This window comes from Xanthomonas sp. Leaf148 (assembly GCF_001423585.1).
Taxonomy (GTDB): domain Bacteria; phylum Pseudomonadota; class Gammaproteobacteria; order Xanthomonadales; family Xanthomonadaceae; genus Xanthomonas.
On the sequence record NZ_LMOP01000010.1, the window covers coordinates 298,472 to 311,021 of the forward strand.

Consider the following 12,550-nt stretch of genomic DNA (forward strand, 5'->3'; position numbering starts at 1 on the left):
AGAGCGTTTCGTGGCTGCTAAAAAACCTGCAAAAAAGGCCGTAGAGGCCGCCAAGAAGTCCGCCAAACCCGCTGCGAAGAAGGCAGCGGCGCCTGCCGCTGCAAAACCGGCCGCCAAGAAGGCGACTCCGGCTCCTGCGCAACCGGTTGCCAAGAAGGCACCTGCGACCAAGGCCGCTGCCAAGCCGGCGCCGGCTTCCAAGGCCGCAGCGCCCAAGCCCGTGAAACCTGTCGCCAAGACCGCTGCCAAGCCGGCGGCGAGCAAGGCAGCTCCGGCTGCCGCCAAACCGGCTGCCAAGCCGGTGGCGTCCAAGTCCGTACCGAAGCCGGCCCCCAAGCCGGTTCCGGCCAAGTCAGTCCCGGTCAAGGCTGAGAAGCCCGCGCCCGCACCGGCCCCCAAGGCCGTCCCTGCGAAGCCGGCAAAGCCCGCGACCCCGTCACTTAAGAATCCCGTGCCCGTTTCGAAATCTTCCGCAAAAACGCCAACCAAAACCGAAGCCCCCGCCAAGCCCGCCGCGACCCGTCCGGTCGGCAAGGTGGCAGTGGCCGTGACCGCCAAGTCATCCAGCCCGACGCCCAAGACCAAGTACAAAGTGGTCGACTACAAGAACGACGAGACCACCGGTCGACCGATCCTCCCGCAGGGCTACAAGCCTTCGGCGGACGAGGAGTACATGAGCAAACTGCAGCAGGAATACTTCCGTCAGCGTCTGCAGAGCTGGCGCAACGAGATGGTGGAGGAATCCAAGCAGACCATCGAAAACCTGCGCGAAGAAGTGCGCGACATCGGCGATGAAGCCGAGCGTGCCACGCGCGAGACCGAGAATTCGCTGGAACTGCGCGCGCGCGACCGTGCACGCAAGCTGATCTCCAAGATCGACAGCACGCTCAAGCGTCTGGAAGACGGCGACTACGGCTACTGCGTGGACACCGGTGAAGAAATCGGACTGGACCGCCTGGACGCGCGTCTGACTGCCGAGCGCACCATCGACGCCCAGGAGCGTTGGGAGCATCTGCAGAAGCAGCAAGGCGACTAATCGTCTTTCTTCGTCCGCATAAAAAACCCCGCCGTGTGCGGGGTTTTTTTGTGGGCGGTGGGTTGCTGCGGGCCGTTGTCGTGGCGCGTCGTTGCAGTGCGCCAGGCGACGCGGTGTCTGGCGGATTCGGTGGGTCCCGTTGCATCGACCGTCGCCGCGCGAGTACGCGCAAGCGGTGCAGGGCACTGGCGGCCTCTGCAACCAGCGCCTCACCAGGCTTGGCCTGGAGCGGCTGGACAACACGTCGCGGGCATGCCGGCAGCATTTGCAGCCGATGCCTCGCCAGACTTGGCCTGGAGCGTCTGGACAACACGTAGCGACACACCGGCAGCATTTACAGCCGATGCCTCGCCAGACTCGGCTTGAAGCGGCTGACAACACGCAGAGCGCTGAGTCATCAGGCGGACTTTGCCGCCGCGCTCAGAACCCACATGCACGCGTTGTAGCTACCGCGCCGAGCACCGACTGCGCCCGTGGTGCAGTGAGCGCAGTCGTCTTGTCGGCTGCGCTTATTGCAGATCGCGTAAGTCCAGCTTGCGCAACCGCGGCGCCTTCCAGGCCGTGGTTGCCACCACGCCCAGCGTGACGCAGCCGCCGATGACGACCGCCGGCACCAGCCCGACCAGCCGTGCCATGACGCCGTCGTAGAACGCACCCAGCTCGTTGGACGAGCCGATGAAGATGCCGTTGATCGACGACACCCGGCCACGCATCGCGTCCGGTGTAGCGAGCTGCAGAATGGTTTGCCGCACCACCACCGACACGCCGTCGCACATGCCGTAGACCAGCAGGATCGCCGCCGACAGCCAGAAGTGCCGCGACAGGCCGAAGGCGATGGTGCACAGCCCGAAGCCGGCCACCGACAGCATCAGGATGCGGCCGGCATTGCGCTGCAGCGGGTGCCGCGCCAGCCACACGCCGACCACGATCGAGCCCAGCGCCGGCGCACCGCGCAGGATGCCCAGTCCCTCGGGGCCGTAATGCAGGATTTCCTGGATGAAGGCCGGCAACATCGATACCGCGCCGCCCAGCAGCACCGAAAACATGTCCAGCGCCATCGCGCCCAGCATGATCTGGTTGGAGAGCACGAACTGCGCCCCTTCGGCGATGCTGCGGAAGATCGGTGCACGTGGGCCGGCGTTGACCGGCTCGCTGACGCGCAACAACGCCAGGGCCAGGATCGCCACCAATGCCACGCCTGCGGCCACGCCATAGGCCAGGCCCTTGCCGCCCCAGCCGACCAGCACGCCGCCCAGTGCCGGGCCGATCACCATGCCGGCCTGGAAGGTGACGCTGCCGATGCTGGCGCCGCGTGCGAACGCTTCGCGCGGCAACGCACGCGCGAACAAGGCGTTGTAGACCGGCGACAGGAACGAGCGCGCCGCGCCGGTCAATGCGATGGCGGCATAGATCGGCCACACGCCTTGGATGGGCAGCCAGCCCTGTGCGATCGCCATCAACAGCAACGCGGTGGCGACCAACCCCAGGACTGCGACCATGCCCAGGCGCCTGCGTGGCAGATGATCGACCAGATAGCCGGCAAACGGCGCAATGCAGAAGAACGGCAGGATTTCCGCAAGGCCGATCAGCCCGAGCGACAGCGGATTGCGCGTGATCTCATAGATGTGCCAACCGACCGTGACCGCCACGATCTGGTACGACAGCATTGCCGCGACGCGGTACAGCAACACCAGGCCGAAGCCCGGATGGGCGAACAGCGTGCGCAGCGAGTCGGTGGGCGAGGGCGTCGGCGTGCTCACTGTTGTGCGCGTGCAGTGTCGCGAATGAAGGCCAGCATGGCGGCCACGCCGTTGCTACGCGTTGGCGACAGGTGCTTGGCCAGGCCAATGCCGGCGATGTAGTCCGGCTCGGTGGCCAGAATTTCTTGCGCGCTACGCCCGGAATACACGCGCAGCGCCAGATAGATCAGCCCGGACACGATGGCCGAATCGCTGACGGCATGGAAGTCCAGCCGTTCGGCATTGCCTTCCGGCACGATCCACACCATCGACTGGCATCCGTGCAGGCGGTGTTCTTCGGTCTTCCACTGCTCGGGGAAGGTGGGCAATTTGCGGCCCAGATCGATCAGGTACTGGTAGCGCTCGGACCAGTCGCTGAAGAAGGAAAACTCGTCGGCAATGGCGGCCTGCGCTTCGACGGCAGTGGGTTCAAGCGGGAAGGGGGTGGTGGTCATCAAAATTCCAGAATCGTTCGCAAAATCTAGGGGCATTCGGTCAAAGCCCCTCTCCCTTCGGAAGAGGGGTTGGGGTGAGGGTACGGGCGAAGCCTCGCTGGAATTCGATGCGGACTTCGTCCAGCCCTCAAAAAAGCGGTACACGCGGCTTGGCCTGCACCCTCATCCGCCCCTTCGGGGCACCTTCTCCCGCGCGCGGGAGAAGAAATCTGACGGACGCAGGCAAGCGGTCAGCTGCGCTTCCAGCGCACGCCTTGCGGGGTGTCTTCCAGCACGATGCCTTCGTCGGCGAGTTGCTTGCGGATGGCGTCGGCACGGGCAAAATCCTTGGCCTTCTTCGCCGTGCTGCGTTCTTCGACCAGGGCGGTGATGCGTGCATCGTCGCTGGCATCGGTGCCGCGCGAGAACCAGGCGGCCGGGTCCTGCTGCAACAAGCCCAGCGCCATTCCGGCACCCAGCAGCTCGGCCTTGGCGCGTTGCAATGCTGCAAGATTCTCTGGGCTAAGCCCGTCGATTAGGCCGCCGGCCGGAGCAAACTCCAGCAGCGCCCGGTTCGCATCCTTGGCAAGCTTTGCCATCACCGCCAGTGCCAGCGGCGTATTGAGATCGTCGTTGAGCGCCTCTTCTATCTGCTCTGGAATCGCTGGCTCCACGCGGATCGCTTTCAGGCTTCGCAAGGTCCCGTACAAGCCATCGAGCCGCTTGACCTGATCGTCGATCAACGCATCCGACCAATCCAGCGGTTGCCGGTAATGCGCGCTCAATAGCGCAAGACGCAGCGCTTCCGGCGGATGTTTGCCGATCAGATCGTGCACCGTTTCGACGTTGCCCAGCGACTTGCTCATCTTGGCGCCGCTGAAATTGAGCATGCCGTTGTGCAGCCAGAAGCGGGCGAAGGTGGCGCCGCCATGCGCGCACTCGCTCTGCGCGATTTCGTTTTCGTGATGCGGGAACTGCAGGTCCACGCCACCGGCATGGATGTCGATGGTCGGGCCCAGGTGCGCGGCGGCCATGGCCGAGCATTCGATATGCCAGCCGGGGCGGCCGCGGCCCCACGGCGAGTCCCAGCCGGGCAGGTCGTCGGTGGATGGCTTCCACAGCACGAAGTCGCCGGGGTCGCGCTTGTACGGCGCCACGTCCACGCGCGCGCCGGCCAGCATTTCGTCGGGGTCACGCCGCGACAGCTTGCCGTAGCCGTCGAAACTGGCCACGGCAAACAGCACGTGGCCTTCGGCGGCATACGCATGGCCGTTGGCGATCAACTGCTCGATCATCGTCACGATCTGCGGGATATGCGCGGTGGCTTCCGGTTCGATGTCCGGCGGCACGACACCCAGCGCGGCCATGTCCTGCCGATAGATCGCGGCGAAGCGGTCGGTGATGGTGGAGATCGGGACGCCCTGCGCCTGTGCGGCGGCGTTGATCTTGTCGTCCACGTCGGTGATGTTGCGCGCGTAGCGCAGCGCCCCAAAGCGGCGCCGCAGCAGCGCGGCGAGCACGTCAAACACCACCGGGCCGCGGGCGTTACCGATATGCGCGTAGTTGTAGACGGTAGGGCCGCACACATACAGGGTGGGGCTGGACGGATCGAGCGGCGCGAACGGTTCGACCCGCCGCGTCAAGTTGTTGTGCAGGCGCAGGCTCATCGGCATCTGAAAAAGGGTAACCGCGCGATTCTAGCCCCTCGCGGCAGGATGGCGAACCGGCATGCCGACACCGGCGACCGGATGGGCTGCGTTCAGCCCCGGAGATCACAAGCTCCATACACTAACGTATTGCCCGGCTATGCCTTCCTGGTACTGATGCGACCTTCTCTGTTCTTCATGCTGCTGTGTGTGTTCGCCTGGCCGGCGGTCTCGGTGCACGCGGCAGAGCCGGACCCCAAGAACCGGGTCGTGGTGATCGAGAACGTCAAGCTGGACTATGCGCAAGTGCTCAATGTCGAGCCGGTCTACCAGACGCTGCGCGCCACCCGTATCGAAGAGCAGTGCGAGGCCGAACAGGCAGCACCGGTGGCGGTTGCGTCGGTCGAAGACGAGGGCCGCATCAACCGCATGGTGGATTCGGTCAAGGAGATGTTCACGCGCAGGCCCGAGCCCGCCCCGGCTGCAGTGCCGCCGACCAGTACCCGCCGCAATTGCCGGGTAGTGGAAGTGCCGCGCGAGTTCCGGCGGCCGATCGCCTTCGACGTGGATTACGTCTACAAGGGCACCAAGTACCGCTCGCGGCTGCCGGAAGATCCGGGCAACCGGCTGCGCATCCGGGTCTCGGTGACCCCCTATATTCCCGACGCCATCGTCGCACCGCCGCGCTGAGGGGCATGGCGGTTGCGCCGTACCCGCATGCATGCGAGGATTCGCGCCCTATGCAAGCAATCCCCTTTCAGCACGACACCAGCGCGGCCCGGATGGCCTCCGGCATGACCTCGCGTGCCCGCCGACCGGAATCCCACATTTTCGCTGGGTAACCGGGGCGTTTTGCTGTCCGTTCTGAAAACCCAGCCCACCGGCTGGGTTTTTTCGTTCTGGCGTCACAAAAGTTTCAACCGCAAGAAACGCGCATGTCGCGCACCCCGTCGCTCCTGGCGGACCACGCAGCAGAAGCACGCAGCAAAGGATCGATCGATGTCACTGAAGCACTTCTTGAACACCCAGGACTGGAGCCGCGCCGAACTGGACGCGTTGTTGACCCAGGCCGCATTGTTCAAACGCAACAAGCTGGGAAGCGAGCTGAAGGGCAAGTCGATCGCGCTGGTGTTTTTCAACCCGTCCATGCGCACGCGGACCAGCTTCGAGCTGGGTGCGTTTCAGCTGGGCGGGCATGCAGTGGTGCTGCAGCCGGGCAAGGATGCCTGGCCGATCGAGTTCAACCTGGGCACGGTGATGGACGGCGACACCGAGGAGCACATTGCCGAAGTGGCGCGCGTGCTGGGCCGCTATGTCGATCTGATCGGCGTGCGCGCGTTTCCCAAGTTCGTCGACTGGTCCAAGGACCGCGAAGATCAGGTGCTGAAGAGCTTCGCCAAGTATTCGCCGGTGCCGGTGATCAACATGGAGACCATCACTCACCCGTGCCAGGAGCTGGCGCACGCGATGGCATTGCAGGAACACTTCGGCACGCAGGATCTGCGCGGCAAAAAGTACGTGCTGACCTGGACCTATCACCCCAAGCCGCTCAACACCGCGGTGGCCAATTCCGCGTTGACGATTGCTACGCGCATGGGCATGGACGTCACCCTGCTGTGCCCGACGCCGGATTACATCCTGGATCAGCGTTACATGGACTGGGCGGCGCAGAACGTGGCCGAAAGCGGCGGCTCGCTGCAGGTGAGCCACGACATCGCAAGCGCCTACAGCGGCGCCGATGTCGTCTACGCCAAGAGCTGGGGCGCGCTGCCGTTCTTCGGCAATTGGGAGCCGGAAAAGCCGATCCGCGACCAGTACCAGCACTTCATCGTCGACGAAGCCAAGATGGCGCTGACCAACAACGGCGTGTTCTCGCACTGCCTGCCGCTGCGTCGCAACGTCAAGGCCACCGACGCGGTGATGGATTCGCCCAACTGCATCGCCATCGACGAGGCGGAAAACCGCCTGCATGTGCAGAAGGCGATCATGGCTGCCCTGGTAGGCCAGGGCAGCCGGAATTCGTGATTGGGGATTGGGGATTCGCAACGGCGAACTCCGCTCCCGACCCAACTTAGTCAACTTCCACAGAGAGCCCCCATGTCGCAGCAGACCGCTTCCACCAATCCCGAATCCTCACTCTCCACTCCCGGCACCAAGGACATCGTCCTGGCGTTCTCCGGTGGTCTGGACACCAGCTTCTGCATTCCGTATCTGCAAGAGCGCGGCTATGCGGTGCACACGGTGTTTGCCGATACCGGCGGCGTGGATGCCGACGAGCGCGACTTCATCGAGAAGCGTGCTGCCGAGCTCGGTGCGGCCAGCCATGTCACCGTCGATGGTGGCCCGGCCATCTGGGAAGGCTTCGTCAAGCCGTTCGTATGGGCGGGCGAGGGCTACCAGGGTCAGTACCCGTTGCTGGTGTCCGACCGCTATCTGATCGTCGATGCCGCGCTCAAGCGCGCCGAAGAGCTGGGCACGCGCATCATCGCGCACGGCTGCACCGGCATGGGTAACGACCAGGTGCGTTTCGACCTGGCGGTGAAGGCGTTGGGCGACTACCAGATCGTCGCGCCGATCCGCGAAATTCAGAAAGAACACACCCAGACCCGCGCCTATGAGCAGAAGTATCTGGAGGCGCGTGGCTTCGGTGTGCGTGCCAAGCAGCAGGCTTACACCATCAACGAGAACCTGCTGGGCCTGACCATGTCCGGCGGCGAGATCGACCGTTGGGAAGCGCCGGGCGAGGGGGCACGGGGCTGGTGCGCGCCGCGCAGTGCGTGGCCGACCGAAGCATTGACGGTGACCTTGAAGTTCGTCGAAGGCGAAGCGGTGGAACTGGATGGCAAGCCGCTGCCGGGTGCCAAGATCCTGGCCAAGCTCAACACTTTGTTCGCGCAGTACGGCGTGGGCCGTGGCGTCTACACCGGCGACACCGTGATCGGCTTGAAGGGCCGCATCGTGTTCGAAGCGCCGGGCCTGATTTCGCTGCTCACCGCGCACCGTGCGCTGGAAGATGCGGTGCTGACCAAGCAGCAGAACCGCTTCAAGCCGGACGTGGCGCGCAAGTGGGTGGAGCTGGTGTACGAAGGCTTCTATCACGACCCGCTCAAGACCGATATCGAAGCGTTTTTGAAGTCTTCGCAGTCCAAGGTCAACGGCGAAGTGACGCTGGAAACCCGCGGCGGCCGCGTCGATGCAGTGGCGGTGCGTTCGCCGCACCTGCTCAACACCAAGGGCGCGACCTACGCGCAGTCGGCCGATTGGGGCGTGGAAGAGGCGGAAGGCTTCATCAAGCTGTTCGGCATGAGCTCCACGCTGTACGCGCAAGTCAACCGCTGAGGCGACCGCCGCGTCGGCAACCCGCATCTTCCTTCTCCCGCGTGCGGGAGAAGGTGGCGCAGAGCGCCGGATGAGCGCGGCCTGACGCATGCCCCCATCCGCCCTGTCGGACACCTTCCCCCGCAGGCGGGGGAAGGGCTAGATGGGCTTAGAAAGACCAAACATACGCTGCCCGACGCAATCAAGACGCGATCAATGACCACACTGCTCGACAACACACTGACGCATCTACAGGCACTGGTGTCCTTCGACACCCGCAATCCGCCGCGGGCGATCGCTGCCGAGGGCGGCATCTTCGATTACCTGCGCGCGCAGCTGCCCGGTTTCCAGGTCGAGGTGATCGATCACGGTGCCGGCGCGGTCAGCCTGTACGCGGTGCGCGGCACGCCAACGTATCTGTTCAACGTGCATCTGGACACGGTGCCGGATTCGCCGCATTGGAGCGCCGACCCGCACGTGATGCGGTGCACCGAGGACCGGGTGATCGGTTTGGGCGTGTGCGATATCAAGGGCGCGGCGGCGGCGTTGGTGGCTGCGGCCAATGCCGGCGATGGCGATGCGGCGTTCCTGTTTTCTTCCGACGAAGAGGCCAACGACCCGCGTTGCATCGCTGCATTTCTGGCGCGTGGATTGCCATACGAGGCGGTGCTGGTGGCCGAGCCGACGATGAGCGAAGCGGTGCTGGCGCATCGCGGCATCAGTTCGGTGTTGATGCGCTTTGCCGGCCGTGCCGGGCATGCGTCGGGCAAGCAGGATCCGTCCGCAAGTGCCTTGCACCAGGCGATGCGGTGGGGTGGCAAGGCACTGGACCATGTCGAGTCGTTGGCGCACGCACGCTTCGGCGGTTTGACCGGCTTGCGCTTCAATATCGGCCGCGTCGATGGTGGCATCAAGGCCAACATGATCGCGCCGGCGGCCGAGCTGCGCTTCGGCTTTCGTCCGTTGCCGTCGATGGACGTGGACGGCTTGCTGGCCACGTTTGCCGGCTTTGCCGATCCTGCGGCAGCGCACTTCGAAGAAACCTTTCGTGGCCCCAGTTTGCCGTCGGGCGACATTGCGCGTGCCGAAGAGCGCCGCCTGGCCGCGCGCGATGTGGCCGATGCGCTGGATCTGCCGATCGGCAACGCGGTGGACTTCTGGACCGAAGCCTCGCTGTTTTCGGCCGGCGGCTATACCGCGCTGGTCTATGGTCCGGGCGACATCGCCCAGGCGCACACCGCCGACGAATTCGTGACGCTGGAGCAGTTGCAGCGTTACGCCGAATCGGTCAATCGCATCATCAACGGCGCGCACTGACGCCGATTCCTGCGCCTGGCGCATCCTTCTCCTCTTTCGATCACGGCAATGTCCCTCTCCGCACAGCCCCACAAACAGACCCGCCAGACCATCGTGCGCCTGCTTTCGAGCATGGCCAGCGCCAAGGAAATCAGCCAGTACCTCAAGCGTTTTTCGCAGCTGGACGCCAAGCGCTTTGCGGTGGTCAAGGTCGGCGGCGCAGTGCTGCGCGACGACCTGGACGCGCTGACGTCGTCGTTGTCGTTCCTGCAGGAAGTGGGGCTGACCCCGATTGTGCTGCATGGCGCCGGCCCGCAGCTGGATGCCGAGCTGTCTGCGGCGGGCATCGAAAAGCAGACCGTCAACGGCTTGCGGGTGACCTCGCCGCAAGCGCTGGCGATCGTGCGCAAGGTGTTCCAGGCGTCCAATCTCAAGCTGGTGGAAGCGCTGCAGCAGAACGGTGCCCGTGCCACCTCGATCACCGGCGGCGTATTCGAAGCGGAGTATCTGGACCGCGACACCTACGGCCTGGTCGGTGAGGTCAAGGCGGTGAATCTGGCGCCGATCGAGGCCAGCCTGCAGGCCGGTTCGATCCCGGTGATCACCAGCCTGGGCGAAACCCCGAGCGGGCAGATCCTCAACATCAATGCGGACTTCGCCGCCAACGAATTGGTGCAGGAACTGCAGCCGTACAAGATCATCTTCCTCACCGGCACCGGCGGGCTGCTGGATGCCGATGGCAAGTTGATCGATTCGATCAACCTGTCCACCGAATACGATCACCTCATGCAGCAGCCGTGGATCAACGGCGGCATGCGCGTCAAGATCGAACAGATCAAGGATCTGCTCGATCGCCTGCCGCTGGAATCGTCGGTGTCGATCACCCGTCCGGCGGATCTGGCCAAGGAACTGTTCACCCATAAGGGCTCGGGCACGCTGGTGCGGCGTGGCGAGCGCGTGCTGCGCGCGACTTCGTGGGATGAGCTGGATCTGCCGCGGTTGACGTCGCTGATCGAATCCAGCTTCGGCCGCACATTGGTGCCGGATTATTTCGCCAACACCACGCTGCTGCGCGCTTACGTCAGCGAGAACTATCGCGCTGCGGTGATTCTCACCGACGAAGGCCAGTTCGGTGCAGGCCGGCTGACCTATCTGGACAAGTTCGCCGTGCTCGACGATGCGCAAGGCGAAGGCCTGGGCCGTGCGGTATGGAATGTGATGCGCGAAGAGACCCCGCAGCTGTTCTGGCGCTCGCGTCACAACAACCAGGTCAACATCTTCTACTACGCCGAATCCGACGGCTGCATCAAGCAGGAAAAGTGGAAGGTGTTCTGGTACGGGCTGGAGAACTTCGAAAAAATCCAGCACTGCGTGGCGCACTGCGCGACACGTCAGCCGACCTTGCTGGGCTGAGCGCAATGACACCCGCCGCCTTGCCATCGGCCTGGAGCGAGATGCCCATCTTGCGCGGGCAGCACGCCACCCTGGAGCCGCTGCAGCCTGCGCATGCCGATGGCCTGCGTGCGGCGCTGGGCGACGGCGCGCTGTCGCGCTTGTGGTACACCGGCGTGCCGGCACCGGCCCAGGTCGATGTCTACATCGCGGCGGCAATGGCAGCCCGCGCCGATGGCGCGGCGTTGCCGTTGGTGGTGCGCGATGCGGCAGGTGACACCGTCGGCTGCACGCGCTATTACGCGCTGGATGCCGCCGTGCCCCGGCTGTCGATCGGCTACACCTGGTACGCGCCGCGCGTGCAACGCAGCGGCGTCAATACCGAGGCCAAGTTGATGCTGCTGCAGCACGCCTTCGAAACGCTGGGCTGCCTGAGCGTGGTGTTCGAAACCAGCTGGTTCAATCACACCTCGCGCGCGGCGATCGCGCGGCTGGGCGCAAAGCAGGACGGCGTACTGCGCAATCACACCCGCCACGCCGACGGTACGCCCCGCGATACCGTGGTGTTCTCCATCATCGATACGGAATGGGCCGGGGTGAAACGCCACCTGCAGTTCCGCCTGGAAGCAAACGCATGAGTGTTCAAACAACAACCATCGGCATCGTTGGTGCCCGCGGGCACACCGGTTCGGAACTGATCAAGCTGGTCGTGGCGCATCCGCATCTTCAGCTGGTGTTCGTGTCCTCGCGCGAACTGGCGGGGCAGGCCGTGGCCGACCACAACGACGGCTATCGCGGCGATCTGCGATTCGAGAGTCTGGATGCCGACGCGGTGGCCGCCAAGGGCGCCGATGTGGTGATCCTGGCGCTGCCCAATGGCAAGGCTGAGCCGTTTGTTGCCGCAATCGATGCAAGCCGGCCGCAGACGCTGCTGATCGATCTGTCGGCAGACTATCGCTTCGACCCGGCGTGGTATTACGGTTTGCCGGAGCTCACCCGTGGCAAGTATGCGGGGCAGCGCCGCATCAGCAACCCCGGCTGCTATGCCACTGCAATGCAGCTGGCGATCACCCCATTGCTGGATCAGCTGGCCGGCCCGCCGCAATGCTTTGGCGTGTCCGGTTACTCAGGCGCGGGGACGACGCCATCGGACAAAAACAACCCCGAGCTGCTCGCCGGCAATCTGATGCCGTATGCGCTGACCAACCACATGCACGAGCGCGAAGTGTCGGCGCAGCTTGGCGTGCCGGTGGAGTTCATGCCGCACGTGGCGCCGCATTTCCGCGGCATCACCATGACCGTCAACCTGTGGCTGCAGCAGCCGCTGACGCGCGAGCAGATCCAGGCGCGCTATGCGCAGCGTTACGCGGGCGAGCCGCTGATCGAGCTTGTCGACGAGGCGCCGTGGGTGAGCCGCATCGCAGGCAAACACGGCGTGCAGATTGGCGGCATCACCCTGGCGCCCGGCAACAAGCGCGTGGTGGTGGTGGCGACCCTGGACAACCTGCTCAAGGGCGCGGCGACCCAGGCCATGCAGAATCTCAACCTGGCATTTGGCTGGGACGAGTTGACCGCAATTTCGATGTGATTCTCGGGACCAGGGACCGGGGACCCGGGAAGAGCAAGGGCAAACGCTCCTGCTTTTCCGGGTCCCCAGTCCCCGGTCCCCGGCCCCGCAAAAAGGACCCA

Annotated in this window: 11 protein-coding genes; 8 read left to right on the forward strand and 3 right to left on the reverse strand. The window is 64.7% G+C overall.

The annotated features are described in order from the left end of the window. The first annotated feature begins 10 nt into the window (after positions 1 to 10). Positions 11 to 1,036, forward strand: a complete 1,026-nt coding sequence (dksA, locus tag ASF90_RS22595) for an RNA polymerase-binding protein DksA (RefSeq protein WP_082473571.1) — start codon at positions 11 to 13, stop codon at positions 1,034 to 1,036. Between the two features lie 509 nt (positions 1,037 to 1,545). Here dksA and ASF90_RS15475 read toward each other — a convergent pair. The 3 genes from ASF90_RS15475 to cysS form a co-directional block, all read right to left on the reverse strand. Next, positions 1,546 to 2,796 (reverse strand): MFS transporter, encoded by a 1,251-nt coding sequence (locus tag ASF90_RS15475; protein ID WP_055852050.1) that lies wholly within the window; start codon positions 2,794 to 2,796, stop codon positions 1,546 to 1,548. Beyond that, positions 2,793 to 3,230 carry a SufE family protein gene (locus ASF90_RS15480; RefSeq protein WP_055852053.1) on the reverse strand — a complete coding sequence of 146 codons (438 nt, stop codon included), beginning with the start codon at positions 3,228 to 3,230 and terminating at the stop codon, positions 2,793 to 2,795. Before ASF90_RS15480 ends, ASF90_RS15475 begins: the two co-directional genes overlap by 4 nt. 230 nt (positions 3,231 to 3,460) lie before the next feature. Next, a complete protein-coding gene (cysS, locus tag ASF90_RS15485; RefSeq protein ID WP_055852055.1) occupies positions 3,461 to 4,876 on the reverse strand; it encodes a cysteine--tRNA ligase in 1,416 nt (471 codons plus the stop codon). A 177-nt stretch (positions 4,877 to 5,053) separates the two neighbouring features. On the opposite strand from cysS, the gene ASF90_RS15490 reads away from it, so the two are divergent. The 7 genes from ASF90_RS15490 (at position 5,054) to argC (ending at position 12,449) form a co-directional block, all read left to right on the forward strand. Beyond that, the gene (locus tag ASF90_RS15490) at positions 5,054 to 5,545 is read left to right on the forward strand and encodes a hypothetical protein (RefSeq protein ID WP_055852058.1); all 492 of its coding nucleotides are present in this window, start codon (positions 5,054 to 5,056) and stop codon (positions 5,543 to 5,545) included. A gap of 309 nt (positions 5,546 to 5,854) precedes the next feature. Beyond that, positions 5,855 to 6,880 (forward strand): N-acetylornithine carbamoyltransferase, encoded by a 1,026-nt coding sequence (locus ASF90_RS15495; RefSeq protein ID WP_055852061.1) that lies wholly within the window; start codon positions 5,855 to 5,857, stop codon positions 6,878 to 6,880. Between the two features lie 72 nt (positions 6,881 to 6,952). Further along, positions 6,953 to 8,194: an argininosuccinate synthase gene (locus ASF90_RS15500; protein WP_055852064.1), complete on the forward strand. Its 1,242-nt coding sequence runs from the start codon at positions 6,953 to 6,955 to the stop codon at positions 8,192 to 8,194. Between the two features lie 195 nt (positions 8,195 to 8,389). Then, positions 8,390 to 9,490 carry an acetylornithine deacetylase gene (locus ASF90_RS15505; RefSeq protein ID WP_055852068.1) on the forward strand — a complete coding sequence of 367 codons (1,101 nt, stop codon included), beginning with the start codon at positions 8,390 to 8,392 and terminating at the stop codon, positions 9,488 to 9,490. A 48-nt stretch (positions 9,491 to 9,538) separates the two neighbouring features. Beyond that, positions 9,539 to 10,882: an acetylglutamate kinase gene (locus ASF90_RS15510; protein WP_055852071.1), complete on the forward strand. Its 1,344-nt coding sequence runs from the start codon at positions 9,539 to 9,541 to the stop codon at positions 10,880 to 10,882. Positions 10,883 to 10,887: 5 nt separating this feature from the next. After that, positions 10,888 to 11,499, forward strand: coding sequence for a GNAT family N-acetyltransferase (locus ASF90_RS15515; protein ID WP_055852073.1), 612 nt, complete (start codon positions 10,888 to 10,890; stop codon positions 11,497 to 11,499). Next, positions 11,496 to 12,449: an N-acetyl-gamma-glutamyl-phosphate reductase gene (argC, locus tag ASF90_RS15520; protein ID WP_055852076.1), complete on the forward strand. Its 954-nt coding sequence runs from the start codon at positions 11,496 to 11,498 to the stop codon at positions 12,447 to 12,449. The genes ASF90_RS15515 and argC overlap by 4 nt, the downstream gene beginning before the upstream one ends. Positions 12,450 to 12,550: the final 101 nt, after the last annotated feature.

Coding starts and splice junctions, on each gene's coding strand:
- ASF90_RS15515 (WP_055852073.1), top strand. CDS start 10,888: ATGACACCCGCCGCCTTGCCATCGGCCTGGAGCGAGATGCCCATCTTG.
- ASF90_RS15510 (WP_055852071.1), top strand. CDS start 9,539: ATGTCCCTCTCCGCACAGCCCCACAAACAGACCCGCCAGACCATCGTG.
- ASF90_RS15505 (WP_055852068.1), top strand. CDS start 8,390: ATGACCACACTGCTCGACAACACACTGACGCATCTACAGGCACTGGTG.
- ASF90_RS15495 (WP_055852061.1), top strand. CDS start 5,855: ATGTCACTGAAGCACTTCTTGAACACCCAGGACTGGAGCCGCGCCGAA.
- argC (WP_055852076.1), top strand. CDS start 11,496: ATGAGTGTTCAAACAACAACCATCGGCATCGTTGGTGCCCGCGGGCAC.
- cysS (WP_055852055.1), bottom strand. CDS start 4,876: ATGAGCCTGCGCCTGCACAACAACTTGACGCGGCGGGTCGAACCGTTC.
- ASF90_RS15480 (WP_055852053.1), bottom strand. CDS start 3,230: ATGACCACCACCCCCTTCCCGCTTGAACCCACTGCCGTCGAAGCGCAG.
- ASF90_RS15500 (WP_055852064.1), top strand. CDS start 6,953: ATGTCGCAGCAGACCGCTTCCACCAATCCCGAATCCTCACTCTCCACT.
- ASF90_RS15490 (WP_055852058.1), top strand. CDS start 5,054: ATGCTGCTGTGTGTGTTCGCCTGGCCGGCGGTCTCGGTGCACGCGGCA.